The organism is Pseudomonas sp. FBCC-B1565 (assembly GCF_059133265.1).
Genome location: NZ_CP101438.1, coordinates 2,477,453 through 2,503,374 on the forward strand (window position 1 = coordinate 2,477,453; position 25,922 = coordinate 2,503,374).

The following is a 25,922-nucleotide window of genomic DNA, read 5'->3' on the forward strand; positions in this document are numbered from 1 at the left end:
GCCTGGCGTGCGTCACGGACTGGTTTTATTTCTTGTTTTTAAAATATTGTTTGAATACTAACCGTGTTCCTGCTGCTTCGCCAGCCATGGATATAGAGCGGTTTCATCCTTTGAAACGATTTCCTCAAGGGCGTCGCAGTCCGCTCAAAAACCGGTCGACCAGCCTGAACGAGCCCGTGGGCACAGGCTTTTGATCATATGGCGCAGTGTCACTACTTGCTTTCAGGCGGCGGCCCCGGTATAAAAAATCAAATTATTTTTTAAAACAATATTTCCCACGTGGAACTTCTATGGTCGCGAAGAAAGTCAGCGCTCCAAACATTACCAAGACTCGATTGCTGGATGCGACAGAGGCTCTCTTCATCAAGTACGGATATGACGCGGTTTTGTTACGGCAGATTACCGAGCGTGCCCAGGTCAACCTGGCGGCGGTGAACTACCACTTCGGGGACAAGGACTCCCTGATGCAAACCCTGCTCAAGCAGCGCCTGGAGCCGCTCAACGAGCAGCGCCTGGAACTGTTGGCGCGGTGTGAAGCCGAGTCCGACGGCCCACTGGACTGCGACACCTTGCTCGGCGTGCTGTTTGCCCCGGCCATGGGCCTGGAGCGCAGCGACCCGGCCAGCGCCAGTGGGGAAGGGCGTTCGTTCATTCGCTTCCTGGGGCGGGTCTACAGCGACACCTCGCCGTTTATCCAGGAATACCTCAAGGTGCATTACCAGCCGGTGTTCCAGCGTTTCTTCGAAGCCTTCGCCCTGGCCTTGCCGGACCTGCCGCGCAATGAACTGGGGGTGCGCCTGCAATTTGCCCTCAAGGCGATTTCCGGGGTGATGGCCGGCACCGAGCTGCGCCTGCTGATGAACTCCATGAGCCTGGGCCGCCCGGCGACGGATGCCGAGGTGATGGCCAAGTTGATCACCCTGGTGTCGGCGGCGATTCGTGTGCCACAGCAAAGCCCGGAAGCGGAAACCGCATTGGCCAAGGTACTGGATACCCAGCGGGCCATTCGCGAACAAGCGACAGCCCCCGCCGTCAAGGCGTCCCGCTAGGTCAAATCCGAGGCAAAAAAAAGCCCGCTGGGGCGGCGGGCTTGATATGCAACATTTGTAACGGATGAGGCTTCACCCTACGTTCCGGGATGTGAATAAAACGTGAAAAATATGTAAGAGAAAGTGTGAAAGTGTTGACGTTGGTAAACACGGCAACAGGCCACCTCTCTAGATCTTCCAGTGCCCGGCACTTTTGGCCAGGCGTTGGCGCATCGCATCCACGTTTGCCGCCAGTTGTACCGTCAACAACCGATAGCCATCCAGCGCGCTGTAGACTGGCGCATCCAGTGCTGGCTCGGTGCCCGTGATAGGGCTGGGCCGCTCCAACCGCTCCGTCACCCCCGACTTCAACGCCCGCGCCATCCCCACCAACTGCACCCGAATTTGCCGATGTTCGGCCCTCAACATCACCTGCATCCGCGCCATCGCCTGTTCATCTCGTGGATCGGGCCGGGTATTGCCAAGAATCTCCAGGGTGCTGATGCACATGCGCAAATGCCGCTGGATCGCGTCCAGCTCGGTCATGGAAATCCGCACTTCCTTGGACACCGACGGCATCAACGAACGCAGTTGCAGCATCGCCGCGTTCAAGCGATTGAGCAATTTGAGGTGCTCGTCATCGGTGACCGACTGGCCATTGATGATCCGGCTGTAGATCGCCGCACAATCGCGCAACGCACTGGCCAGGTTGTAGCGCCACGAGTACACGGCATACAGCGGCAGGGCGAACGAGAACGCCAAGGCCAGCACAATGCCGATCAGGATGTCCACGGTGCGCCATAGCCCATCGGAGATCGGGTTGTCCCCGTGGCCTGCGACGATAAACACCGTGATCGCCGACAACAGGGCGATGTAGCCGCCCTTGCCGATGGCGTGATAGGAAAAGAACCCGCACACCGCCGACATCAACAGGTAGGTCAGGAAGGGCTGGCCGAAGTAGGCCTGCTGCACCACCAGCAACAAGCCGACGCTGGCGCCGATCAAGGTGCCGTAGGCGCGTTCCACGGCTTTCTTGCCAATATTGCCGTGGTGCTGCAAGCCACCGATCACGATCAGCATGGTCACCGACGCCCACTCACCGTGGGGCAGGTTGATGCCGGTAGTCAGCAGGATTGTCGCCAGCAAGCCGATGGACACGCGTACGGCGTGGATCAGCTTGGCATGGCGGTAGCGGCGATACGGGTCGAGCAACGGGCGCAACAGGCGCCGGGCGAAGAAGGGCAGGTTCATCGGTAGTAAAGTGGCCTCGAAATTCAGGGTTACGCGGCCCAAATGTGGAAGGGGGCATGCCCCTCCCACATTTGGGTGTGTCGTTTTCAGAAAATGTAATCGGTGGTCAAGAAACTTGAATCGCGGTTGCGCAATATGTCACTGACCAGCGCCTTGTTGCTCTCCTGGAACTTGGTCGCCACCAGGGTGCGGATCGAGAACACGCGCAACGCGTCATGCACCGACAGCGTGCCCTCGGCCGAGTTCTTGCGGCCGTTGAACGGGAAGGTGTCCGGGCCGCGCTGGCACTGGGCGTTGATATTGATGCGGCCGACTTGGTTGGCGAAGGTGTCCACCAGGCGTCCGACTTCCACGGCGTTGGTGCCGAAGAGGCTCAGTTGCTGGCCGAAGTCCGAGTCCAGCACGTAGTCGATCACCGTCTCCAGGTCGCGGTACGGCACGATCGGCACCACCGGGCCGAACTGTTCCTCGTGGTACACGCGCATCTGCGGGTTCACCGGGTACAGCACCGCCGGGTAGAAGAACGAACCACGGCTTTCACCGCCATCCTCATTCACCACCTTGGCGCCGTGTTGCGCGGCATCGGCCACCAGGCCGTTGAGGTAATCCACCTTGCCCATTTCAGGCAATGGCGTCAGCGCCACGCCGTCTTCCCACGGCATGCCAGGTTTAAGCGTGGTCAGCTTCTGGTTGAATTTCTCGATAAAGCGGTCGACCACGTCTTCATGCACGAAGAGGATTTTCAGCGCGGTGCAGCGCTGGCCGTTGAACGACAACGAGCCGGTGAGCGCTTCGCTGACCGCATTGTCCAGGTCCACCTCGGGCAGCACGATACCGGGGTTTTTTGCATCCAGGCCCAATGCCGCGCGCAGGCGGTGCGGTTTCGGGTGCAGTTTTTTCAGGTCGCTGGCGGCCTTGTTGGTGCCGATGAACGCAAAGATATCGATCTTGCCGCTGGCCATCAGCGCACTGACCGTTTCGCGGCCGCTGCCGTAGATCACGTTGATTACCCCGGCCGGGAAGCTGTCGCGGAACGCCTCCAGCAACGGACGGATCAGCAGCACGCCAAGCTTGGCCGGCTTGAACACCACGGTGTTGCCCATGATAAGGGCCGGGATCAGCGTGGTGAAGGTTTCATTCAGCGGGTAGTTGTAGGGGCCCATGCACAGCGCCACGCCCAGCGGTACGCGGCGGATCTGGCCAAGGGTGTCCTGCTCCAGCTCGAAGCGGCTGGAGCGACGGTCGAGTTCCTTGAGCGCGTTGATGGTGTCGGTGATGTAGTCGCAGGTGCGGTCGAATTCTTTCTGCGAGTCCTTGAGGTTCTTGCCGATCTCCCACATCAGCAGCTTGACCACTGCGTCGCGTTGTTCACGCATGCGCCGCAGGAACGCTTCGACATGCTGGATGCGCTCGGCCACGCGCATTGTCGGCCATTCACCCTGGCCCCGGTCATAGGCACGCACGGCAGCATCCAGGGCGGTAAGGGCGGTCTCGGCGTCCAGCAGCGGTGTGCTGCCGATATGCACGCGCTCGTCGCCAAACTGCACCGGGCTTTGTACCTTGGCCAAGGGGCCGTTCCACACCTGCAACTGGCCGTCGACCAGGTAATCACGCTGTTCAATGGGCGCTCCGAGCTGGAATTGCTTGGGAACTGCGGCGGCGGAGGCGGGAAACAGCTGAGCGAGCAGGTTGCTGGTGGTCATGGCGCTACCCCTGGAATAGTTGCAAAACATGACTAGAGAGTCACCCAACAACAGGCTCTATGGCAAGGCTTGCGCGCTTTCTAGTACGCATGGCTGAGCCCGGCGGTTAAACTGCGCGGCTTTTCAGAAGGAGTTCACATGAGTCAGTACCAGCCGGGCATTCTTGCCGCACCGGTGCCGTTGCAGGCACGCCATCTGTTTTTTGCCGTGGAGGCCCTGGCCGCCGTGCCTGCTGCGCTGGACGCGCTGGTGCAACTGGTCGACTCGGCGGCAGTGGTCGGTCTGGGCGAGCCGTTGGTCACCGCACTGGGCACACGCGTTGAAGGCTTGCGCAGTTTTCCGGCAGTCAGCGGGCCGGGCGCACACAATCCGTCCACTCAGCAAGCTCTGTGGGTGTGGCTGCATGGCGAGGATCGCGGTGAATTGCTATTGCGCAGCCGTGCCTTTGAAAAGGCCCTGGCCCCGGCATTTCGCCTGGTGCAGATGACCGAAGGTTTCCGCTACAAGACCGGCTTCGACCTCACCGACTACGAAGACGGCACCGAAAACCCCCACGACGACGCCGCGGTTGAAGCCGCCCTGACCGACAGCGGCGCCAGCTTTGCCGCGCTCCAGCAATGGCAGCATGACCTCGATGGCTTCGCTGCGCTGCCGGCTCAGGAGCGCGACCACATCATCGGTCGCCGCCACGGCGACAACGAAGAACTCGACGACGCTCCCGAGTCCGCCCACACCAAGCGCACCGCCCAGGAAAGCTTCACGCCGGAAGCCTTCGTGGTACGTCGCTCCATGCCATGGGCCGAGAATGGCCAGGCAGGGTTGATGTTCCTCGCGTTCGGGCATTCCTTCGATGCGTTCGAAGCGCAACTGCGCCGCATGAGCGGGTTGGAGGATGGGATTGTCGATGGTCTGTACCGCATCAGCACCCCCTTGACCGGTGGTTACTACTGGTGCCCGCCGATCAAGGATGGGCATCTGGACCTGAGCGCCCTGAGCTAAACCAAGCCGCCCGCCACACGTTCACCGCCACCACCCGACGGCCTCATCGCCCGCGGGTGCGCCGCCCGCTCGAACCAGGTGGGCGCGACAAAACGATAGCCCATGCCCGCTGCCGTGGCGATGTACGGCACATCGTCATCGCCCAGTGTGCGGCGCAGCGTCTTGATCTGCGTGCGCAGGTTGCATTCCTCCACCACCAGTTTCGGCCAGGCGATGTCCAGCAGTTCGGTTTTCTGCAGCAATTCACCGGGCCGCGAGGCCAGGGCGATCAGCAGGGTCAGGGCGCGGCTGCCAAGGTTTACCGGCTGGCCATGCCTGAGCAGTTGGTGGCGCTTGGGCAGCAGTCGATAAGGGCCGAAGTGAATCTCAACGCAACCGTCGTCTTCAAGGAAAGTTGGGGGTGAATAATTCATGTCGGTCATAGATCACCTGGAAGGTTCATATATAGCCGGCCTGCAAACGCGTCCTTTGGTTATTAGTGCAGTTGCACTAACAGGCACGGCGGAAAGTTGCTCCCCCCCGCAATTAGGTTGTTGGGGGAGGCCTATCAAACGCGATGATTAAGTCGCTGTTGTTACAAATCGAAATACCCTGGAAGTTGGGCAAAAGGCTATTAGCGAAAAATGTGACGTTGTCGCGAAAATAATTGCCGAGCAGCGCTGTGCCGGGCGTCTCCATCGAGGTTTATTGTTCAGCTTCGTTCTGTAAACAGTAGGTGAGTCCCCGTAAATCGGGGCCTGTGGCGTGTTTTTGGTTTCTGCTAAAAGTTCCATGCCGCTCCGGCGATGAGTTTTTTTCAATGCCAGGTTGAGCCACACCTTTCACAGTGCCTGTCTGAAACGTTTCACAAGCTTTCACAGCGAAGGCGTTTTGATCGTGAGTAGTATGGATTCCATGCAAACCAACGGCGATTCGAAGGTTCACTGTCTGACGTTTTGGGCCTTCACCGGTTTGCATACTTTCAGCGTGCTGTTGCGCAACTGAATAACTTCCCTATCGATGCAAGGAGATGAACATGGCTGATGTCCCACCAGTAAAAGCCGGCGGCGCCGACGACGCTATCGCGAAGATGGAAGCGACCTTCAACATGGCTATCGAGAAGTCGGCCAAGATCACCGAAATCAGCACCGCGAAAAAAGCGGAGCTGGACGCCACCAAACAGCGTCCGCAGAACTGATTCGCCAAACGGGCAGCGCCGGCGCTGCCCGTTTACCCCTCAAGTCCCGTTTTTATCCTGATTCTTGACCCCGTTGCACAGGCTCAAGGGGGCAAACCCGACTATGACAGCCCTGATTTCCCTGGGTCCGTTCGCCGCAACTGGCGCGCCGACCCTGACGGTGACCGGCGGTTTGCATCAGGGCAGTTCCCTGGTGCTCGACCAGCCTGTCTACACCATTGGCGCCGATCTGGCGGCTGATCTGGTGCTCAGCGATCCCGGCATTGCCGGCCTGCACCTGCGCCTGCGTTTTGAAGGCGGCCAGGTGGCGGTCGAAGCCTTGGGCGGTGACGTATTGATCGCCGGCAACGTGCGCATTCCCCAAGGCAACGGTCATCGCGCGCGGCTGCCGGTGCAGCTGCGCATCGGCACGGCGGGGGTAAGCCTGGCAATGCCTGGCGGTGCTGAAAAACCCGTGCCCGCACCACGCAGATTGACCCCCTGGATTGTCGCGACCGCGCTGTTGTTTATCTGTGCTGGAGCGCTGGCGTTTCGCAGTGAAGCACCGCTGCTGCCGACAACCGCCGTAGCCGACGTTGCCCCGCTGAAAAAACCTTCCCGCGAGCAGGCCAAGGCCTGGCTGGAGCAGCAGCTGCAAGCCGCCCAGCTGGACACGGTGAAAGTCAGTAACAGCAACGGCCAGCTCAGCGCCACCGGCACCTTCGAACAGTCGCAAAAACCGCAGTGGCTGGCGGTGCAGCGAGCCTTCGACCAGCGTTACGGCCAGCAGATCGTGCTCAACCCGCGTGTCACCGCGCGGGCCGATGCGGCGGCGCCGCGCGTGCGCTTCCAGGCCGTGTGGTTCGGCCCTCATCCCTATGTGATCAACGACAGCGGCAAGCGCCTGTACCCCGGCGCGGCACTGGCGGACAACTGGGTGCTGGAACGCATCGAAAACAACCAAGTGATCCTCGCCCGTGGCGAGGAGCGCTTCACCTTCACGTTGTGACCATGCTTTTAAGCTAAGGCCCTGGGATGAAAGTCGAACCCCGCCCGTTGATCCCCAGTGACGTACGCAGCGCCCCGGTCGAAGCCGTGCGCCCGGTCAATTCGCGCCAGGCCACCGCTTTCGAAGCGGTGCTCAAGACCCGCAAGACCCAGACTCGCCGCTCCCTGCGCAGTGACCTCGAAGAACTCACCAGCGCCGCCGGCGTCGACTCGCTGCTGTTCGGCAGCGCCCGTTCCCTGGAGCTGCTGGAGCATGTGATGGAACACATCCTGCCCAGCCTGGACACCGAGCCACACATCAAGCAACTGGCCGTCGAGCTGATCGGTGAAGAAATCGAGATGCGCCGCACCCTCGCACAGCAACGCTCGGAGGTACATGCCTGATGGCTCGCGATAACGACGACGCCGTGCAACTGCTCAAGGGCATCGGCGAGCTGTACCGGCGCAATGGCCAGTCCCAACGCGCCCTGGTGATGCTGCTGATCGCGGTCAACGTCGTTCCCGATGACGGCGCGTTGCTGCGCTCGCTGGTGCTGGCCTTCACCGACAGCGGCGACGCGACTCGCGCCCTCGGCGCCCTCGACCGTCTGGTGGCGCTGGAAGGCGAGTCCGCCAGCCTGTTGCTGCTGCGCGCCCGCGCCTTGTGGTACGGCGAACTCAAGGACGACGCGCGCCAGTGCTTCAAACGCTACCTGGCCGCACGCAGGGCCGGCGCATGAGTGCACTCAACCGCCTGAACAACCTGGCGCGCCTGGCTGCGCAGCGTACCGACGTGATCATCGTCGCGTTCATGCTGATGGCGATTGTGATGATGATCATCCCGCTGCCCACCTACCTGGTGGACGCGCTGATCGGCCTCAATATCGCCCTGAGCATCCTGATCCTGATCGTGGCGTTCTACATCGGCCATTCGGTGGAGTTCTCCGCGCTTCCGCCGCTGATCCTGCTCAGCACGCTGTTTCGCCTGTCGCTGTCGATCACCACCACCCGTTTGATCCTGCTGCACGGCGATGCCGGGCATATCGTCAAGGCCTTCGGCGACTTTGTGATCGCCGGGCAAGTGGTGGTGGGCATGGTGGTGTTCCTGATCATCACCGTGGCGCAGTTCGTGGTGATCACCAAGGGCGCCGAGCGCGTAGCGGAAGTGGCCGCGCGCTTCACCCTGGACGCGATGCCGGGCAAGCAGATGAGCATCGACAACGACTTGCGCAACGGCGATATCGACCAGGCCGAAGCCCGGCGCCGGCGTTCACGCCTGGAGCGCGAAAGCCAGATGTTCGGCGCGATGGACGGCGCCATGAAATTCGTGAAGGGCGATGCCATCGCCGGCCTGGTGATCCTGGCGGTCAACCTGCTGGGCGGCATGCTGATCGGCATGATCGAGCGCGACATGCCGTTCGGCGTCGCGGTGCACACCTACTCGTTGCTCACCGTGGGCGACGGCCTGATCGCACAGATCCCGGCGCTGCTGATTTCGGTGGCGGCGGGCACCGTGGTCACCCGTGTCAACAGCGACGGTGAAGCGGGGGACCTGGGCAGCGAGATCATCAAGCAACTGGGCGCCAGCTACCGTGCACTGGGGTTGACCGCGTTGATCATGATCGGCGTGAGCCTGTTGCCGGGGTTTCCGACCTGGGTGTTCCTCGGCTTGTCCCTGGTGTTCGGCGGTGCGGCGTTCATGATGTATCGCCGGCATCACCGCCAGCCGGAACTTGAAGTGTTGGTCGAGACGCCGGAGCCGGTGGTCGAAGTCCAGGCCGAACTGGATGACAACCTGCTGCCCGACGCCCGCGTGCTGCTGACCATCGGCAGCGGCGTGTCCCAAAGCGCGCCGCGCCAACTGCTGCGCCAACGCGTCGAAGCGCTGTGCCACGACTTGCGCACCGAACTCGGCGTCGACGTACCGGTGCCAGGCATCTACATGGAGGCCAAGGCTACACCGGGCAGTTTCCGCGTGTCCCTGGAAGGCGTGCCGGTCAGCGAAGGCGAGTTGCCGATCAACTGCCTGCTGGTGCAGGACGACCCGGTGCACGTGCAGTTGCTCGACCTCGCCACGGTGCAGGCCGACTCGCCGCTCACGGGCCGCAACGCCCACTGGGTCGAGCGCCAGCACGAAGACACGTTGCGCAACGCCGGCATCGGTTTCCTGCTGCCCGACGAGGTGTTGCGCGGTGTGCTGGAACGCAGCCTGCGTCGCTACGCTGCCGACTTCCTCGGCATCCAGGAAACCCGCCTGCTGCTGGAGCGCACCGAGGCCACCTACGGCGAACTGGTCAAGGAAGCCCTGCGCCTGGTGCCGTTGCAACGGGTCGCAGAAACCCTGCGTTTGCTGGTCGGCGAAGGTGTGTCGATCCGCAACCAGCGTGCCTTGCTCGAAGCCATGGTGGAGTGGGGCGCCCGTGAAACCGATGCCGGGCGCCTGGCCGAACACCTGCGCGCCGCGTTGGCCCGGCAGATCAGCCATCAGTACGCCGACCGCAACCGGGTGATCGGTGCGCTGGTGCTGGCGCCGGGCCTGGAAGACCAGTTGCGCGGCGCCCTGCGTCGCCAGGAACCGCAGCGCGAGTTGATCCCCGAGGACGTCAGCCGCGCCTTGCTCACCCAACTGCGCCAGGCCTGCGAGCACACCCGCGAGGTCAACAGCGCGGTGTTGCTGGTGCACCCGGAACTGCGCCGCAGCCTGCGTCGCCTGGTGGTGCGCGGCGAGCTGGAACTGGCGGTGCTGTCGTTCCGCGAGCTGGCCACCGAGTACAACTTGCAAGCGCTGGTGACCATCAGCCTGACCGAGATTTCCAATCGCCGCGCGCCTGCCGCGGCTTCCGTCACTGCCCTGGCGTCTGCCTCATGATGCGTTTTTGTGTATTGTTGCTGAGTGTTTTTTCGTGCGTGAGCCAGGCTCAGGAAATCGCCGCCGGCGCCGGTGGCTCTATCGCCCTGGCCTCCGGTGAAGGGCGCATCCTGCATTTTGTCGCTCCCGTGGACACGGTGCTGGTGGCCGAACCGAATGTGGCCGACTTGCAGGTGGTGTCACCGGGCACGATCTACATCTTCGGCAAGGCGCCGGGCAACACCAGCCTGATCGCCCTCGGCAGTGACGGTAAGCAACTGGCGAACCTGAGTCTGGCCGTCAGCAGCGCCAGCCAGGCGGTGACGGCGCCGATGCAGGCATTGCATCCCGGCAACGCTGCGCAGATCAGCGGTGCCGGTAACCGTCTGATCGCCAAAGGCACCGTAGGCTCGGTGGCGGAAGCCACAGACCTGAACGCGCTGCTCAATCCCCAGGGGCAGGGTTTCCAGAGCGCGATCAACACCACTGAATATGCAGGCTCCGCCCAGGTGAACCTGCGGGTGCGCTTTGCCGAGGTGTCGCGTTCGGAGTTGCTGCACTACGGCGTGAACTGGAATGCGATGTTCAACAACGGCACGTTCTCGTTCGGCCTGATCACCGGTGGCCCGTTGGCAGCAGCGTCGGCGGGGGGCTTGGCCGCTGCAGGCGCAGGCTCCGGCAATGTGAATATCGACGGCATGCTCGACGCCTTGCAGGCCAACGGTGTGTTGCAGATTCTGGCTGAACCGAACATCACCGCCATGACCGGCCAGACCGCCAGCTTCCTCGCCGGTGGCGAAGTGGCGATACCGGTGCCGGTCAACCGCGACCTGGTGGGCATCGAATACAAGTCGTTCGGCGTGTCGCTGTTGTTCAACCCGACCCTGCTGCCCAACGGCCGCATAGCCTTGCAAGTGCGCCCGGAAGTCAGCCAGGTGGTCAGCGGCGGCACCGTGGATTTCGGCCATTTCCATGTGCCGTCCTTCAGCGTGCGTCGTGCCGATACCCGGGTGGAAGTCGGCAGCGGGCAGACTTTCGCCATCGCCGGCCTGTTCCAGCGCCAAAGCAGCCAGGACATCGAGAAACTGCCACTGCTGGGCGACCTGCCGATCCTCGGCAACCTGTTCCGCTCCAAGCGCTTCCAGCGCAATGAAACCGAACTGGTGATCCTGATTACGCCGTACCTGGTGGAGCCGGTGCGCGGTCGCAACCTCGCCACGCCCCTCGACGCACCACCGGCTACCGCAGCGGCCACCGGACCGCGCAGCGGCGGGGCGTTCGGTTTCTACATGAATTGATCAAGGGGCCTGCCATGACTGTTTTACGTGTGTTGCTGCTGTTGCCCCTGGCGCTGATGGGTTGCCAGACCCACCTGGCGCCGACGTATTACTCGTCCGAATACCGCGCCGATGGCTTGCCGACCCAGTGCCAGCAACCCCCGGCGACGGACACCGTCGGGTTGGGTGAGGATTTCAAACCGACGTTGGCGCTTGGCTGTGCGAACAATTTGAACCTGATGCAAATGGTCGAGCGCAAGCAGGACCTGACCCAAGGCCGCGCCACCGGCCCGGCCATGGCCGCGCCCGTAGGCCGCGCTGCCCAGGTGTACATCGAAGGGTTCGACCGCGAGCAATTGCAGCGTCGCAAGGACCAGCAGGAAGCCAAGGCTGATGCGGCAGGGGGCAAGCAATGACCTGTGTTCCTTGCTGTGGCGAGCGGGCTTGCTGTGGGGAGCAGGCCTATACTGGTGAGCGGGCCTGTTGTGGCGAGCGGGCTTCCTGTGGTGAGCGGGCTTGCCCCGCGTTGGGCTGCGAAGCAGCCCCAAAACCAGGCGCTGAGAACTGTCTGTTGGAATGCGGTGAATTTGACAGGGGCCGCTTCGCGCCCCAACGCGGGGCAAGCCTGCTCACCACAACAGGCCTGCTCGCCACAGAAAAGTCATCTGCAGCAGATTCAGCGCGGATCCACCAACCCCAACTCCCGAGCCTGCGCCACGGGATCACTGATCGCCCTGATCCGCTTGGCTTCATCCACCAACCGCGCCCGCTCGGCTGCGGGAATATCGTCCAACGGCAGCGCAGCGACGCGGCCTTCGTACCCCGCCAATACCATCACCAACAACTCATTACGCTGATGCCGCGCCAATGCGCGGGGCGACTGGGCGACGGGGGTGATGGTGTCCAGCGCCTGCTGCGACTGCCCACCCAGCGCATACGCCAGGGCCAGGTTGCAGCGGTTGTCGAGGTCGTCGGGCTTGAGGCTCAGGCTCTTGGCGAACGCGGTTTGCGCCGCAGCGGCCTGGCCATTGAGGATCTGCGCGACACCCAGGCGGGTGTAGGCAACCGGCAAGCCGCTGATCTCGGCCGCCTGGCCCAGGGCGGTGGCGGCGCGCTGGGTCTTGCCCACTTGCAATTGCGCGGTGCCCAGGCCGAGCAGGGCCTCGGCATTGCGCGCATCGAACCCCAGGGCCTGCTGGAACGCACGCTCGGCGCCCGCCGCATCCTTGGCGTCGAGCTTGGCCTGGCCGAGCTTGAGCCACAGCTCGATACCCGCGCCGGGTTGCTGCGCCGCCCGCTCGTACAGCGCTGCCGCACTGGCGTAGTCGCCGCGCTTGCTCAGGTCGTTGGCCAGTTGCAGGGACTTGTCGGCATCGGTCGCAGGCTGGTGGGCGCAGGCGGCCAGCAGCAGGGTACTGGCGAGCAGAAATCTAGCGGTCATCGTCACAACTCGTCTGGCGAAGGCGGAGGCCATGTAAGCATATTTTTGATGGCTGTCCTATGCCTGTTCAGCGCCAGTTTCGCCCACGCTGCCGAAGAACCTGCCTGGTTCTCCCAGCCGTACGCCTACGTACTGGTGGACCAGGATGTACGCAGTGCCCTGGAAGAATTCGGGCATAACCTCGATGTGCCGCTGGTGCTCTCCGACAAGGTCCGCGGCAAGGCTCGCAGCACGATTCGCGCGGCCACCGCCGGGGAGTTCCTGCAAACCCTGTGCAGCACCAACGGCCTCACCTGGTACTTCGACGGCAACCTCTTGTACCTCAACGCCAGCGATGAAATCAGCACCAAGCTCTTCAAGGCCAACGCCCTGGACCTCGACCAGTTGCAGGCCTACCTCAACAACCTCGATGTGTTCGGCCAGCAGTTGTCCATGCGCAACGGCCCCGAGGGCGATGAAGTGTTCGTGTCCGGACCACCGCCGTACCTGGCGCTGGTGCAGCAGCATGTGGATCACCTGCAACCCAAGGTCGCCGCCGCCCCGGTGGCGCGCGAGCGCGGGGTGCGGGTGTTCCGTGGCGCGCAAGTCAGTACCGAAACCCCAACCCAGTAAAGGAGCAGCACCATGTCCGTAACGGCCGTAGACAGCAATCCCACCCCTGGTGGCGCCAGCCCTGAAGCCAAGTTCAATGCGGCGGTGGAAAACGCCAAGACCGCCGATAAACCTAACGAGCCCACCGACGCCGAACTCACCGATTCGTTCATCACCCAGGCGGTCACCTATGGCGGCCAGTTCATCATCATGCCGAAGATGCAGGAACTGCTGAACGACGCCATGTCCGATGACGACGAAGAGTAGGAAACCCCTATGACTATCAGTCTCGCTGCCGGTGCTTCGGCGTTGCCGCCGTCTGCCGGCGCGGGGCCCGCCGGGGCCTCGCAGAACCTGTTCGAGCACATGGCCAACACCGCCAAGGGCATGCCCGAAGGCGCCAGCCCGCACCAGATCGGCTCGGGCCTGATGGAGCGCATGAACAGTTTCATCGACCGTACGCGGGCTTTCTCCGAACGGGCCGACCTGCTCACCAACAATCCTTCGGCACCGCCGCCGGCCCAGGCAGAAGTCCGCACCGCCAGTGCTTCGCCCCAGGGTGAACCGGGGAAAAAAGTCGGCGAGCAACAGGTCGACCAGATCGTTCACTCCCTAGGCAAGATGTTCGATTACTCCATCGAAACCCAGATGGTGGTGCGCGGTGCGACACAGATTTCCGGTTCCGCCAACACGCTGCTCAAGGGTCAATAACCGTATGCCAAGCCCAAACCGCGCCCTGCGCCTGTTGCTGATCGGCCTGCTCGCCAGCCTGTTGCAGGCGTGCAACACCGACCTCTACACCAACCTCAGCGAGCGCGACGCCAATGCCATGGTCGCGGTACTGCTGCGCGGTGGCGTCCCGGCCGAACGCAAGGCCCAGGACAACGGCCAGCTCAAGGTGGTGGTGGATGAGTCACGCTTTGCCGAAGCCATGACCCTGCTTGACAACGCCGGCCTGCCGCAGCAGAGCTTTTCCAACATGGGCGAAGTGTTCAAGGGCAACGGCCTGGTGTCGTCGCCGGTGCAGGAGCGGGCGCAGATGATCTATGCGCTCAGCGAAGAGCTGTCGCACTCGGTGTCGCAGATCGACGGCATCGTCGCCGCCCGCGTGCACGTGGTGCTGCCGGACAATGACCTGCTCAAGCGCGTGATTTCACCATCGTCGGCCTCGGTGCTGGTGCGTTACGACCCGGACACCGATATCAATACGCTGATCCCGCAGATCAAGACGCTGGTCGCCAACGGCATCTCCGGGTTGAGTTACGACGGCGTTTCGGTGACCGCGATCAAGGCCGCCGTCGCCATCAGTCAGAACCCGGCGCAGCCGCGCCTGGCGCGGTTCATGGGCCTGTGGCTGCTGGAAGACAACCTGGCCCAGGCGCGGCTGATGTTCGGCGCCTTGTTGCTGATCGCACTCGGTGCGGTGGGTGTGCTCGCCCGTCAGCAGTGGGCACGTCGTCAGTCCCAGGCGTTGTATGTGCTCAAGGAGGGTGAATGAGTTTGTTCGAACGCTGGCAGGGGCTGATTGCCGAGCCGCTGCGGTTTGTGCGCGGGCCGAGCCTGGGCGCGTGTTTTGCCGATGAATTGCCAGACGCCGTGCTGCAGGCGATGCAGGGCCAGCCACGCTTTCGCCAGCGCCTGGAGCTGTTGCTGGTCAGCCATTATCAACTGGCGCCCATGGCGCAATTGACCACGCCAATGGCGGCAGACTTGTCGGTGCTGTTGCTGTCGCCGACACAGTTTGCCCGCTTGCCGAGGTTGTGCGGCGCCATCTGGCATGCCCCGACCCTGAGCCGCGAGATCCGTCGCGAAGTGGTCAATGAATTGCGCGAAGGCCTGGGCGCTGAAGTCTTCGTGAGCGCCCTGGCCTTGCGCCAGCTCGGTGGCGCGGCGGATCTGCTGCGCGAGCCGGCCGAGCTGGTCGACGCCATCGACCGCGATGGCCAAGGCTGTGTCGCGGCCTGGTTACACGCCCAGCATGCCGACTGGCAGGGCTGGCTGCGTTTGCGCTTTGCCTTCCCCCAGGGCCACAGCGCCCGTGTGCCACGCGACCTGGAAATCGTCCAGGCCGCCGCCGCGTGCCTGCTGGCCGAGGAGATCACGCCATGACTGAATTGCCAAGCCGCCCCACCGCCCGCATCCTGCGCGCCGATGAAGTCGCGCTATGGAGCGATGGTTTTGCCTTCCTGCAAGCGGCCAAGGCGCAGGCCGAGCAGCTCCGCGCCGACAGCGAGCAATGGCTGAGCAGCGCCCGCGCAGAGGGCTTTGAAAGTGCCCGGCAAGCTGGCGCCGAACAGGTGGCGCAACTGCTGCTCGCTACCCAAGCCCAGGTGCAGCATTACTTGAGCGGCCTGGAAGCGTCCCTGGCCGACCTGGCCCTGGGTATCGTGCGCGAAGTGCTGGGTGAGTTGGATACGGCCGACCGCGTGGTGCGCAGTACCCGCCAGGCGTTGAGCGCGTTTCGCCAGGACCAGGCCCTGACCCTGTGGGTGCCGTCGGCGGACGTAGATGCCTTGCGCCAACGCCTCAAGCTGGAGGGGCTGGCGATTGCAGTGGATGCGGATGAACAGCTGAGCGCCGGCCAGGCCCGCCTGAACAGCCCGGCCGGCTCTGTGGAACTGGGCCTCGAAGCCCAATTGCAGAACCTGCGTCGCAGCTTGTTGCCCTTCGCCGAAGAGGGCGTGGCATGAACCTGGAACACCTGCTGCCACGCCTCACCGAACGCCTGGCCCAGGCGCGCCCGCGACCCATGCACGGCACCGTGCTGAGTATTCGCGGTGTATTGCTGCGCGCCAGCGTGGCCGGGGCGAGCATCGGTGAACTGTGCCAGCTGCGCGACCCCGGCAGCGCGCGCAGCCTGAGCGCCGAGGTGATCGGTTTTGACGGCGACGAAGCCATCCTGTCGCCCATCGGCTCCATGGAAGGCCTGTCCACGCGCACCCAAATCACCGCCACCGGCGAAACCCTGGGCGTGGCGGTCGGGGATGCGCAGCTCGGCCGGGTCATCAGCCCCATGGGCGATTTCCTCGACGGCGACGGCATCCCGCCGACCGTGGCCTTGCAGCATTACCCGCTGCACGCTGAACCGCCGGCACCGTTTTCGCGGCAGCTGATCGTGCGCTCCATGGCATTGGGCATTCGCTCCATCGATGGCCTGCTGACCCTGGCCCAGGGCCAACGCATGGGCATCTTCGGTGAGCCCGGTGTGGGCAAGTCGTCGCTGCTCGCCAGCATCATCCGCAACAGTGAAGCCGATGTGATCGTGATCGGCCTGATCGGCGAGCGTGGCCGGGAAGTGCGCGAATTGCTCGATGTGCAGCTTGACGCCCAGGCGCGTGCGCGCACGGTGGCGGTGGTTGCCACGTCGGATCGCCCGGCCGCCGAGCGGGTGCGTGCGGCGTTTGTCGCCACCACCCTGGCCGAGTACCACCGCGACCAGGGTCGCAACGTATTGCTGTTGATGGACAGCCTCACACGTTTCGCCCGTGCCCAGCGCGAGATCGGCCTGGCGGTGGGCGAGCCGCCGACCCGGCGCGGTTATCCGCCGTCGTTCTTCTCGGCCTTGCCGCGTTTGCTGGAACGCGCCGGCCCCGGCCCCAGCGGCAGCATTACCGCGCTGTACACCGTGCTGACCGAGGGTGATGCCGCCAGTGATCCGGTGGCCGAAGAGGCCCGTTCGATCCTCGACGGGCATATCGCGTTGAGTGCCGAGTTGGCCCAGCGCAACTACTTTCCGGCGGTGGATGTGTTGCGCAGTCGCAGCCGTTTGATGGAGCAGGTCGCCGGTGAAGAACACAAGCGACTGGCCATGCGCATGCGTGAATTGATGGCGCGGTATGGCGAGATCGAAATGCTGATCCGCGTGGGGGAGTACTCCGCCGGCAGCGATCCCCTGGCCGATGAAGCGATCAACCGCCACGCCGCTATCGAAGCCTTCCTGCGTCAGAACGCGGATGAGCCGAGCAACCTGGAACAAACCCTGAACCGCATGCGCCAGGTGTTGGCATGAACCGACTTGTGGTGGTGAGCAGGCCTGTTGTAGTCAGCGGGCTTGCTGTGGTGAGCGGGCCTGTTGTGCTGGGTAGGCCTGTTGTGGTGAGCGGGCTTGCCCCGCGTTGGGCTGCGCAGCAGCCCCAAAACCAGGCGCTGAGTTTTATCTGGAAGAGCCTGGTGAGTTTACAAGGGGCTGCTCCGCACCCCAACGCAGGACAAGCCTGCTCGCCACAACAAGCAGGCTCACCACCGATGTGTGTATCGGCATGAACATGGAGACAGCCCAATGAAAACCGAACAACTACGTACCCTGCAAACCCTGCGGGTGTTGCGCGAACAACGCGCCGCCAGCCAACTGGCCGCGCAGCAGCAACGCTGCGAGCAGACCCACGGTGTGCTGACCGACGCCAAGGAGCAATTGCGCCTGCACCGTGAGGCGATTGCCGAGGAAGCGCGGCAGGTTTATGCGTCCCTGACCGAAGGCCTGTCGGTCGCCAGTTGGCAGGCGGCCCAGGATCGCTTGCGCGGCCTGTCGGATGACCAGCAGCAACTGGAAAACGATGTGAGCCACGTCTCCATCACCTTGGAAAGCCAGGAGCGCGAACGCGATCTGTTCCGTCAGGAGCGACTGAGTCGCCAGCGTCAGTCCGACGCCTGGCAAAGCCTGCTCGAAGGCCGCGAAAGCGATGAGCGTCGCGTTGGCGAGTTGCGTGATGAGGGCACCGGCACATGATCGCAGCCCTTGCCGACCCGCTGTCGCCGTGGCTGACCCACTACGACCCGGCATTGCTGGCCCTGCACAACCAACTGCATCGCCGTCGCCGCCCCTGGCAGGGCCGTTGCGCTGGGCAGGACCTGCGCGTGAGCTGGGCCGCCGCAGTGCACAGCCTTGATGCGCCGCGTGACGTGTTGCTGTCGCTGGGCCGTGCCCCGGTGCGCCTGCGTCTGTCTGCTGCGGCGCTGGAGCAACTGACGCTGCCGCTGGCGCTGCCGTTCGATGTGCAGCCGTTGCCTGCGCTGCCGCGCGCGTTGTTGCTGGAGCTGGCGCTGCTCGACCTGATCGAAGCCTTGGAACCGTTGCTCGGTCACCCGGTGCAGGTGCTCGAAGCCGCTGATGAGCAGGGCGTGTTTGCCCTGCGGTTGGCGCTGGAATTGACCTTCGGCAACCAACCCGCGATGAGCGCCCAGCTGGACCTGAGCGAAAGCGCCGCGGTGCTGGTTGCGCAGTTGCTGGCGCAATACGCCGAGGTCGAACCCGACCCCTTGCCAGGCCTGTGCCAGACCCTGGCGGTGGTGGCGGGGCGCCAGTGGCTGAGCCTCGGCGAACTGCGCAGCCTGCGCCCAGGCGATGTGCTGATGCTGGAACAAGGTCCGGGCCTTGTGCTCGACCTCGACGGCCGCCTGCAGGCGCGCTGCCAATACCAGGGCGAAGTCCTGCGCTTGCAGGAAGCCTTGCAAGCCCCCTTTGTGGAACCGGAGAACCCCATGACCGATGTTGATGCCGCCGTTGCGCTGGATGACCTGCCGTTGAAACTGGTGTGCCAGGTGGGCAGCCTGGAACTGACCCTGGCGCAATTGCGTGAACTGGGCGCCGGCAGCCTGTTGCAGCTCAACACGCCGGGCGTGGACAGCGTCGACCTGATGGTCAACGGCCGCCGCGTCGGCCAGGGCCAACTGGTGAAAATCGGTGACGGCCTGGGTGTGCGCCTGCTGAGTTTTGCCACCCCATGACCGGCTATCAGCCGAACCTGATCGAGATCATCCTGGTCGTTGCGACGATCGGGCTGATCCCGCTGGCGGTGGTGACGCTCACCGGGTTCATGAAGATCTCGGTGGTGCTGTTCCTGATCCGCAACGCCCTTGGCGTGCAACAGACACCGCCGAACCTGGTGCTGTACGGCATCGCGTTGATCCTGTCGGTGTACGTGACCACCCCGTTGATTGGCGACATGTACCGACAGGTGGAGGGGCGCGACCTCAACATCGAGCATGTGGAGCAACTCAAGGATCTGGGCGATGCATTGCGTCCGCCGTTGCAAGCGCACCTCAAGCGCTTCGCGAATGAGTCCGAACGCGGTTTTTTCGTGCAGGCTACTGAGACCATCTGGTCGCCTGAGGCACGCGCCGATTTGCGTGACGACGACCTGGTGGTGCTGATCCCGGCGTTCGTCAGCTCGGAACTGACCCGCGCCTTCGAGATCGGCTTTTTGCTCTATATCCCGTTCCTGGTGGTGGACTTGTTGGTGTCCAACGTGCTGATGGCCATGGGCATGTCGATGGTCTCGCCGAACCTGATTTCCATTCCGCTGAAGATCTTTTTATTCGTGTCACTGAGCGGCTGGTCGCGCTTGATGCACGGTTTGATTCTGAGTTACGGCTGAGGCACGACCCATGGGCCAGGACGTATTCCTGTCATTGATGAAACAGGCGCTGATGACGGTGCTGATGCTCTCCGCGCCGGCGCTGGGGGTGGCGATTATCGTGGGGTTGAGCGTGGGCCTGTTCCAGGCGCTGACGCAGATCCAGGACCAGACGTTGCCCCAGGTGGTGAAGCTGGTGGCGGTGTTGCTGACTATCGTGTTCCTGGGGCCGGTACTCGCCGGGCAGGTGGCGGAACTCGGCGGCCAGGTGCTGGACAATTTCCCGATGTGGACGCGCTGACCGCCCATGGATGCCAGCCTGACCGCGCAGTTCCTCGAAGTCGCCTACCCGGTGATCAGCTCCGCGTCGCTTGCCGCTTGCCGGGCCATGGGCGTGGTGGTGATCACCCCGGCGTTCAACCGCCTGGGCCTCACCGGCATGATTCGCGGCTGCGTGGCCGTGGCGATTTCCATCCCGATGTTTTTCCCGGTGTTCGACGCGCTGACCTCGATGCCGGAGCACGGCAGCGTGTTTATCGCCGGGTTGCTGATCAAGGAGTTCCTGATCGGCATTTTGATCGGCCTGCTGTTCGGCATTCCGTTCTGGGCCGCCGAGGTGGCGGGGGAGTTGATCGACCTGCAACGCGGCTCGACCATGGCGCAATTGGTGGACCCGTTGTCGTCCGGGGAGTCCAGCGTGATGGCGACCTTGCTCACGGTGATGCTGATCACGCTGTTCTTCATGTCCGGCGGTTTCATCCTGATGGTCGACGGCTATTACCACAGCTACCAGCTGTGGCCGGTCACCTCGTTCACGCCAGTGTTCGCCAGCTCGGCGCTGCTGGCGGTGTTGTCGATCCTTGACCAGATCATGCGCGTCGGTGTGCTGATGGTCTCGCCGTTGTTGATCGCACTGCTGGTGACCGACTTGATGCTCGCCTACCTGTCGCGCATGGCGCCGAACCTGCATATTTTCGACCTGTCGTTGCCGGTGAAAAACCTGTTTTTCACGATTCTGATGGTGATCTACATCGGCTTCCTGATCCCGCTGATGCTTGACCAACTGGCGGAGTTTCGCGGCACCGTCGAACTGCTCAAGACCCTGGCTGGAATGGAGTAGACCATGGCCGATACCAGCGAAGAAAAATCCCAGCCGGCCACGGACAAGAAGCTCCAGGACGCACGCAAGAAAGGCCAGGTCGCCAAGAGCCAGGACTTGGTGTCGGGCATGGTTATCCTGTTCTGCACGCTGTGCATTTCGATTCTGGCGCCACGGGCCAAGGCCCAGGTCACCGCGTTGATCGACCTCACCGCGCAAATCTATATCGAACCGTTCGCCACCGTATGGCCCCGGGTGCTCGACCATGCCGAGCAACTGGTGATCGGCATCACGTTGCCGGTGATGGCGGTGACCACCGGAGTGGTGATCCTGACCAACATCATCACCATGCGCGGGTTTGTGTTCTCCACGGACCCGATCAAACCCGAGTTCAAGCGCATCAACCCGGCGGAGGGCATGAAGAAGATCTTTGCCCTGCGCAACCTGGTGGAGTTCATCAAGGGCCTGATCAAGGTGCAGGTGCTGGCAATCGCGTTCTACGTGGTCGGCAAGCATGCGTTGCAGGCGCTGATGGAGTCCTCGCGTTGCGGTGCCGAGTGCATGCAGTCGACGTTTTTCCTGGTGCTCAAGCCGCTGGTGTTCACCGTGCTGTGTGCGTTCATCCTGGTGGGCGGCGTGGACGTGATGATGCAACGCTGGCTGTTCGGCCGCGACATGAAGATGACGCGCAGCGAGACCAAGCGCGAACGCAAGGACATCGACGGCGACCCGCTGATCAAAAGCGAGCGCCGCCGCCAGCGCAACGAGATGCAGGCACTGGCGACCAAGCTGGGTCTGGGCCGTGCGTCCATGATGATCGGCACCACCGACGGCTGGGTGATTGGCGTGCGCTATGTGCGCGGGGAAACCCCGGTGCCGGTGATCGTGTGCCGGGCTTCGCCGGAGGAGGCGTTATTGATGCTGCAGGAGGCCTATGACCTGGGGATTCCCCATGCGCCGGACAGGGTCCTGGCCGCTGAGATCGCGCGCAAGACCGTCCCCGGTGATCCGGTGCCGGATGCGTCGTTCCAGGCCGTGGCGGACTGGCTGGTGGCCGCTCGCCTTATCTGACCCTCAGCTACCAGAGGGAGGCTGTTCAAGGACATTGGGATACATCCAGTCACCAAGTAACACTGGCTCACCTTAAATCAGTCGCTAGCGTTAATGCTCTTAAGGACTTCTCCAGGAGTAATGGATATGCGCCTAGCACCTCAATCCCATCGCCTGCGCCACGGGCGTTATTCGGAACACGGCCGTAGCTACCTCATCACCATCGTCGTTCACAACCGCCAACGTCTATTTACTGATTTGTTCCTTGGGCGCCTGTTGGTTGCCGAATTCCGGAATGCCCACGAATTGGGCCTGGTCGAGTCCCTGGCTTGGGTCATCATGCCTGACCATATCCACTGGCTATTCGATCTGAAGCAAAAGACCCTGGCCGATGTAATGCGGCGTATCAAGTCGCGCAGCACACTGACCATCAATCGTCGTCGCCGAAGCAAAGAACGTGTCTGGCAGCCCGGATATCACGATAGGGCGGTACGTGAGGAAGATGATATTCGCAAGATGGCCCGCTACATCATCGCCAACCCATTGCGGGCTGGGTTGGTTGAGCGGGTAGGCGATTACCCGCTGTGGGATGCTGTTTGGCTCTGATGGGTTTCTGGGTGTGGCTTGTGGTTGTGCTTGTGGTGAGCGGGCTTGCCCCGCGCTGGGCTGCGAAGCGGCCCTAAACCAGGCGACCTGTTTCTGACTGGAGATATGCGGTGACTGGATTGGGGCCGCTTCGCAGCCCAGCGCGGGGCAAGCCCGCTCACCACAGGAAGCCCGCTCATCACAGGAAGTCTGCTCACCACTTTATCGGTGCTGGAATCGCGGCAGGGAGGCGATGCGCAGCTTGGGTTCTTGCAACCGCGCCAGGTCGGTTGCGATTTGCGCGCGCCAAAAATGCGCGCCCGCCAACTGCGCGTCGACCCAGGCCTGGCGCAGCAGTACGGTGGCCTTGTCCACCGAGCCATAGTGCGCCTGGCGCAAGGTCAGTTGTGCCTTGATCCGCAGCATTTGCGGCACGAACCAGCGTTCATGGCGGCCCAGGGCCAATTGCAGGGTGTCTTCCAGCACTTCCAGGGCGAGTTTTTCCAGGCCCAGGCGCGCCAGGCCCAGGGCGTATTCACAGCGCAGCAGGCTGTAGAGCTGGCTGTCGCCCTGGCCTTGCAGGTGGTGCAAGGCTTCGCCCAGTTGCGGCACGCCGGTTTCCGGCGCGCCTTCGCGGATCAGCAGGATACTTTCGAAACACAGGCGAAATTGCCGCCAAATGTGCAGGTCCTGGCCGGTGGTGCTGTCTTGCAACAGGCCCAGGTAATAGCGCACTTTCGGCAGGTTGGACGCCAGCAGGGCCAGGGGTATGGCGCCCAGGCACAGGGTGTACCAGAGGGTCGCGGGGTGTTCGAGGGAGATGGCTTCGTCGACGCAGTTGCCGATCAGGCGCAGCGCCGGGTCGACGTCGCCTTCAAGCAGCTGCACCTTGGCCTTGAGGCAACGGGCGGCGATGCGTTGGTCGAAGTGCAGGTCGATGATGTGCGAGCGCGGTGCCGACGGCGAGCCCAGGGCTTCATCGATGTTCTGCCGTGCACCCATCAGGTCGCCCATGTGGAACAGCGCCACGGCGCGCATGCGTTTGCCGAGCAATTGTTGGCTGCCGCTGCTGTTCAGCGCGATATAGCGCTCGGCAAGTTCCAGGGCTTCGGTGTACTGGTTACAACCGCAACGGTCGGTCCACAGGCCCCACAGTGCACGCAACTTGTGCTCGGCATCGCCGAGGTCGCGGGCGTCTTCGCACACCTGGCGCCAGGCTTCGCGCATCGGGCCGCCGGTGCCATAGGTGAGCATCAGCACACTGGCCAGGGCGGTCTGCAACAACATGCGCTGGCGCAAGGGCAGCGGGACGAGGGCGTCGCTGGCCAGGCCTTTGTCGACCCAACTGCGGCACTCGCTGACCAGTGATACCCGCAGCCATAACGGCACGCCACCCAGGGTCAATTCGATGCCCAGGGGCAGGTCGCCGGTGGGTGAGTAGGCCCATTCGAGCGCTGCGCGAATGGTGTTGATCTCCGGGGCGTAGAGGGCCAGCCAGGTGGCCGGCGACAGGCCGTCCAGGGTCCGCCCGGCCTCGCGCAACACGTCGAGGGCATAGTGCGCGTGACGCTGGCAGGTGGCGCGGGTTTCGCCCTGTTCGTTGAGTTTTTCCAGGGCGTAGGCGCGGGTGGTTTCCAGCAGGCGATAGCGCTTGTGCACTGGGGATTCGCTGGCGATCAGCAGCGACTTGTCCATCAGGCTTTCGAGCAAGGGCAGGGCGTTGCGCGGGTCGAGCCGGCTGCTGGTGGTCATCGCCTTGACGGCCTCCAGGGTGAAGGAACCGGTGAACACCGCGAGTTGGCGCAGCATGGTTTGTTCGTCGTCACTGAGCATGGCGTAGGTCCAGTCCAGGGTCGCGCTCAGTGAACGGTGCCGGGCGAGGGCGGTACGCCGGCCGGTCATTTGCAGGCGGAAGCTGCCGTCGAGCAGGCCGACCAGGTCCTGGACACCAAAGGTGCGCACGCGAGCGGCGGCGATTTCGATCGCCAGCGCGTTGCTGTCGAGTTTGCGGCAGATCGCACTCACGGCCGCGACGTCGGCGTCGTGGAACACAAAACTTGGGTCGAGGGCGCGTACGCGCTCCACAAACAGACGCACACCGGACCAGGCCAGGGCTTGCTCGGCGCTGAGAGGGGCGTGTGCGTCGGGTACCTCCAGCGGCGCCAGGTCGTGCACGCGTTCGCCGTCTGCGCGCAGCGGTTCGCGGCTGGTGGTCAGCACACAGCATTGCGGGGCGCCGCGCAACAGGGTTTCGACTGCGTCAGCGGTGGCCGGCAGCACGTGTTCGCAATTGTCGAGCACCAGCAGCAAGCGGCCCTTGGCCAGGCTGGCGACTACAGAGTGCAGCGGGTCTGCGCTGACGGTCTGGATACCCAGGGCGCTGGCGAGCATGCCGGCCACCCATTGCCCGCTGGTGGCCGATGCCAGGTCAACAAAGCACGTACCCAGGTTGAGTTCACCGGCAAGGCGCTGCGCCACGGCCATGGCCACGGTGGTCTTGCCGATACCGCCGGGGCCGGTGAGGGTGACGAAGCGATGGCTCATGACCTGGTCGGCCAGGCTGGCGATCAAGGCGTCGCGACCGATCACCTCCGCCGTCGGCGTCGGCGGGTTGGGCTCATCCATTCGCACATAGGGCACGGGCAGGTGTTCTTCAGCGGCTGCCTGTACGGTGACGGGGGCGACAAAACGATAGCCGCGGCCCGGCACGGTGACGATATAACTGAAATTGCCATCGTCACCCAAGGCCCGGCGCAGCGCGACGATCTGTGCGCGCAGGTTGCATTCTTCCACCACCACCTTGGGCCAGGCGAAGGCGATCAGTTCGGCCTTCTCAAGCAATTCCCCCGCACGGGTCACCAGGGCAATCAACAGGTAGAGGGCGCGACTGCCCAGGGTGACTGGCTCGCCGTTGCGCAACAACACATGTTGCTTGGCCAGTAATAGAAAGGGGCCAAAGCCCAGGGTGCTGTCGGGGGTAGTCGGCGCGGGGTGGTCTGCATCCAGGAAGGACACTGCGTGGTTCTTGCTCGAGCTCATCAAATCGTCCTTTTTATAGTCGGGCTTGTTATCGGCGTTCAGGCCGTTCGCCCTTTTTGGGGTACAGATGTGCAGCAGCAGTCTTGGAAAGTTGATGTCGATCAAAAGGTCGGAGAGGCCGCCCTCCTTTGGGGCGTGGTCGTTTTTATGGTGTGTCTCAGGTATTGCTTCAGGGGATGAGACTGTCTCAGGGCTGAAACATTTTATTACCAGAAATACGGATAAAGCAGAATGTATGCCAGTTGGCATGTAACAAACATGACAACAACCGCATGAAATTTATGGTGATTTTTGCGGTCGTCGAAGACACGAAAAAGCCTTCGTTCGGAAAGGCGAATATTTCTAATTGTGTCGTTCGGGATGCCGAATACAGCGCCGGGGTTTTGGCACTGTTTTATTGACTGTGTATCGAACTGTATCCCTGCACCATCCTGATACACCCGCATGACGTTCTATCGCGTTCGCGACACAGAGCGGATACACGCCTGGCTTTAACTCTGCTCACCAGCTGGCGC

At 63.1% G+C, this 25,922-nt stretch carries 28 protein-coding genes; 23 read left to right on the top strand and 5 right to left on the bottom strand.

The annotated features are described in order from the left end of the window. Window positions 1-290: 290 nt before the first annotated feature. Window positions 291-1,049 carry a TetR/AcrR family transcriptional regulator gene (locus tag NL123_RS11710; protein ID WP_248482369.1) on the top strand — a complete coding sequence of 253 codons (759 nt, stop codon included), beginning with the start codon at window positions 291-293 and terminating at the stop codon, window positions 1,047-1,049. Between the two features lie 168 nt (window positions 1,050-1,217). Here NL123_RS11710 and NL123_RS11715 read toward each other — a convergent pair whose 3' ends face one another. Both NL123_RS11715 and NL123_RS11720 read right to left on the bottom strand, forming a co-directional pair. After that, window positions 1,218-2,279: an FUSC family protein gene (locus NL123_RS11715; RefSeq protein WP_248482367.1), complete on the bottom strand. Its 1,062-nt coding sequence runs from the start codon at window positions 2,277-2,279 to the stop codon at window positions 1,218-1,220. Window positions 2,280-2,365: 86 nt separating this feature from the next. Further along, a complete protein-coding gene (locus tag NL123_RS11720; protein ID WP_248482365.1) occupies window positions 2,366-3,982 on the bottom strand; it encodes an NADP-dependent glyceraldehyde-3-phosphate dehydrogenase in 1,617 nt (538 codons plus the stop codon). 138 nt (window positions 3,983-4,120) lie between these two features. Here NL123_RS11720 and NL123_RS11725 point away from each other — a divergent pair, with 138 nt between their 5' ends. Then, entirely contained in the window at window positions 4,121-4,981 is an 861-nt protein-coding gene (locus tag NL123_RS11725) for a Dyp-type peroxidase (RefSeq protein WP_248482363.1), read from the top strand. Here the strand turns inward: NL123_RS11725 and NL123_RS11730 are convergent. Then, window positions 4,978-5,394 carry a winged helix-turn-helix domain-containing protein gene (locus tag NL123_RS11730; RefSeq protein ID WP_248482361.1) on the bottom strand — a complete coding sequence of 139 codons (417 nt, stop codon included), beginning with the start codon at window positions 5,392-5,394 and terminating at the stop codon, window positions 4,978-4,980. The genes NL123_RS11725 and NL123_RS11730 overlap by 4 nt on opposite strands. A 602-nt stretch (window positions 5,395-5,996) precedes the next feature. Between NL123_RS11730 and NL123_RS11735 the strand changes: the two genes are divergently transcribed. From NL123_RS11735 to NL123_RS11765, 7 genes are all read left to right on the top strand, one after another. After that, window positions 5,997-6,158: a hypothetical protein gene (locus tag NL123_RS11735; protein ID WP_016969018.1), complete on the top strand. Its 162-nt coding sequence runs from the start codon at window positions 5,997-5,999 to the stop codon at window positions 6,156-6,158. Between the two features lie 103 nt (window positions 6,159-6,261). Then, window positions 6,262-7,146: a SctD/MshK family protein gene (locus tag NL123_RS11740; RefSeq protein WP_494357820.1), complete on the top strand. Its 885-nt coding sequence runs from the start codon at window positions 6,262-6,264 to the stop codon at window positions 7,144-7,146. 26 nt (window positions 7,147-7,172) lie between these two features. Beyond that, entirely contained in the window at window positions 7,173-7,529 is a 357-nt protein-coding gene (locus NL123_RS11745; RefSeq protein ID WP_248482357.1) for a hypothetical protein, read from the top strand. Further along, window positions 7,529-7,864: a tetratricopeptide repeat protein gene (locus tag NL123_RS11750; protein WP_494357821.1), complete on the top strand. Its 336-nt coding sequence runs from the start codon at window positions 7,529-7,531 to the stop codon at window positions 7,862-7,864. Before NL123_RS11745 ends, NL123_RS11750 begins: the two co-directional genes overlap by 1 nt. Continuing rightward, window positions 7,861-9,993, top strand: coding sequence for a type III secretion system export apparatus subunit SctV (sctV, locus tag NL123_RS11755; protein ID WP_248482356.1), 2,133 nt, complete (start codon window positions 7,861-7,863; stop codon window positions 9,991-9,993). The genes NL123_RS11750 and sctV overlap by 4 nt, the downstream gene beginning before the upstream one ends. Continuing rightward, entirely contained in the window at window positions 9,990-11,270 is a 1,281-nt protein-coding gene (locus tag NL123_RS11760; RefSeq protein WP_494357822.1) for a type II and III secretion system protein family protein, read from the top strand. The genes sctV and NL123_RS11760 overlap by 4 nt, the downstream gene beginning before the upstream one ends. Window positions 11,271-11,284: 14 nt before the next feature. Then, complete coding sequence (locus tag NL123_RS11765) at window positions 11,285-11,665, top strand: hypothetical protein (protein ID WP_248482354.1); 381 nt, start codon at window positions 11,285-11,287, stop codon at window positions 11,663-11,665. Between the two features lie 260 nt (window positions 11,666-11,925). Here the strand turns inward: NL123_RS11765 and NL123_RS11770 are convergent, their stop codons facing one another. Beyond that, complete coding sequence (locus tag NL123_RS11770; protein ID WP_494357823.1) at window positions 11,926-12,690, bottom strand: tetratricopeptide repeat protein; 765 nt, start codon at window positions 12,688-12,690, stop codon at window positions 11,926-11,928. Between the two features lie 48 nt (window positions 12,691-12,738). Here NL123_RS11770 and NL123_RS11775 point away from each other — a divergent pair, with 48 nt between their 5' ends. From NL123_RS11775 to NL123_RS11840, 14 genes are all read left to right on the top strand, one after another. Continuing rightward, window positions 12,739-13,302, top strand: a complete 564-nt coding sequence (locus NL123_RS11775) for a type III secretion protein (RefSeq protein WP_248482351.1) — start codon at window positions 12,739-12,741, stop codon at window positions 13,300-13,302. A 12-nt stretch (window positions 13,303-13,314) separates the two neighbouring features. Further along, on the top strand, window positions 13,315-13,548 hold the full coding sequence (locus tag NL123_RS11780; protein ID WP_058425051.1) for a hypothetical protein: 234 nt from the start codon (window positions 13,315-13,317) through the stop codon (window positions 13,546-13,548). A gap of 9 nt (window positions 13,549-13,557) precedes the next feature. Beyond that, window positions 13,558-13,992, top strand: a complete 435-nt coding sequence (locus NL123_RS11785) for a hypothetical protein (protein ID WP_248482350.1) — start codon at window positions 13,558-13,560, stop codon at window positions 13,990-13,992. 4 nt (window positions 13,993-13,996) lie between these two features. Continuing rightward, on the top strand, window positions 13,997-14,779 hold the full coding sequence (gene sctJ / locus NL123_RS11790) for a type III secretion system inner membrane ring lipoprotein SctJ (protein ID WP_494357824.1): 783 nt from the start codon (window positions 13,997-13,999) through the stop codon (window positions 14,777-14,779). Next, the gene (locus NL123_RS11795) at window positions 14,776-15,390 is read left to right on the top strand and encodes a type III secretion protein (protein ID WP_494357825.1); all 615 of its coding nucleotides are present in this window, start codon (window positions 14,776-14,778) and stop codon (window positions 15,388-15,390) included. The genes sctJ and NL123_RS11795 overlap by 4 nt, the downstream gene beginning before the upstream one ends. After that, window positions 15,387-15,971, top strand: coding sequence for a FliH/SctL family protein (locus NL123_RS11800; RefSeq protein ID WP_494357826.1), 585 nt, complete (start codon window positions 15,387-15,389; stop codon window positions 15,969-15,971). Before NL123_RS11795 ends, NL123_RS11800 begins: the two co-directional genes overlap by 4 nt. Further along, on the top strand, window positions 15,968-17,290 hold the full coding sequence (locus NL123_RS11805) for a FliI/YscN family ATPase (RefSeq protein ID WP_494357827.1): 1,323 nt from the start codon (window positions 15,968-15,970) through the stop codon (window positions 17,288-17,290). Before NL123_RS11800 ends, NL123_RS11805 begins: the two co-directional genes overlap by 4 nt. Before the next feature lie 270 nt (window positions 17,291-17,560). Next, the gene (locus NL123_RS11810; protein WP_494357828.1) at window positions 17,561-18,007 is read left to right on the top strand and encodes a hypothetical protein; all 447 of its coding nucleotides are present in this window, start codon (window positions 17,561-17,563) and stop codon (window positions 18,005-18,007) included. After that, on the top strand, window positions 18,004-19,005 hold the full coding sequence (gene sctQ, locus NL123_RS11815; RefSeq protein ID WP_248482344.1) for a type III secretion system cytoplasmic ring protein SctQ: 1,002 nt from the start codon (window positions 18,004-18,006) through the stop codon (window positions 19,003-19,005). The genes NL123_RS11810 and sctQ overlap by 4 nt, the downstream gene beginning before the upstream one ends. Beyond that, window positions 19,002-19,655, top strand: a complete 654-nt coding sequence (gene sctR, locus NL123_RS11820; protein WP_017137580.1) for a type III secretion system export apparatus subunit SctR — start codon at window positions 19,002-19,004, stop codon at window positions 19,653-19,655. The genes sctQ and sctR overlap by 4 nt, the downstream gene beginning before the upstream one ends. 10 nt (window positions 19,656-19,665) lie before the next feature. Next, window positions 19,666-19,935 carry an EscS/YscS/HrcS family type III secretion system export apparatus protein gene (locus tag NL123_RS11825; RefSeq protein ID WP_016969171.1) on the top strand — a complete coding sequence of 90 codons (270 nt, stop codon included), beginning with the start codon at window positions 19,666-19,668 and terminating at the stop codon, window positions 19,933-19,935. 6 nt (window positions 19,936-19,941) lie between these two features. Next, window positions 19,942-20,754, top strand: a complete 813-nt coding sequence (gene sctT, locus NL123_RS11830; protein ID WP_248482342.1) for a type III secretion system export apparatus subunit SctT — start codon at window positions 19,942-19,944, stop codon at window positions 20,752-20,754. A 3-nt stretch (window positions 20,755-20,757) separates the two neighbouring features. Then, window positions 20,758-21,804: an EscU/YscU/HrcU family type III secretion system export apparatus switch protein gene (locus NL123_RS11835; protein WP_248482340.1), complete on the top strand. Its 1,047-nt coding sequence runs from the start codon at window positions 20,758-20,760 to the stop codon at window positions 21,802-21,804. Window positions 21,805-21,930: 126 nt separating this feature from the next. Beyond that, complete coding sequence (locus tag NL123_RS11840) at window positions 21,931-22,389, top strand: REP-associated tyrosine transposase (protein WP_248482338.1); 459 nt, start codon at window positions 21,931-21,933, stop codon at window positions 22,387-22,389. A 201-nt stretch (window positions 22,390-22,590) separates the two neighbouring features. Here the strand turns inward: NL123_RS11840 and NL123_RS11845 are convergent, their stop codons facing one another. After that, complete coding sequence (locus tag NL123_RS11845; RefSeq protein ID WP_494357829.1) at window positions 22,591-25,407, bottom strand: ATP-binding protein; 2,817 nt, start codon at window positions 25,405-25,407, stop codon at window positions 22,591-22,593. Window positions 25,408-25,922: the final 515 nt, after the last annotated feature.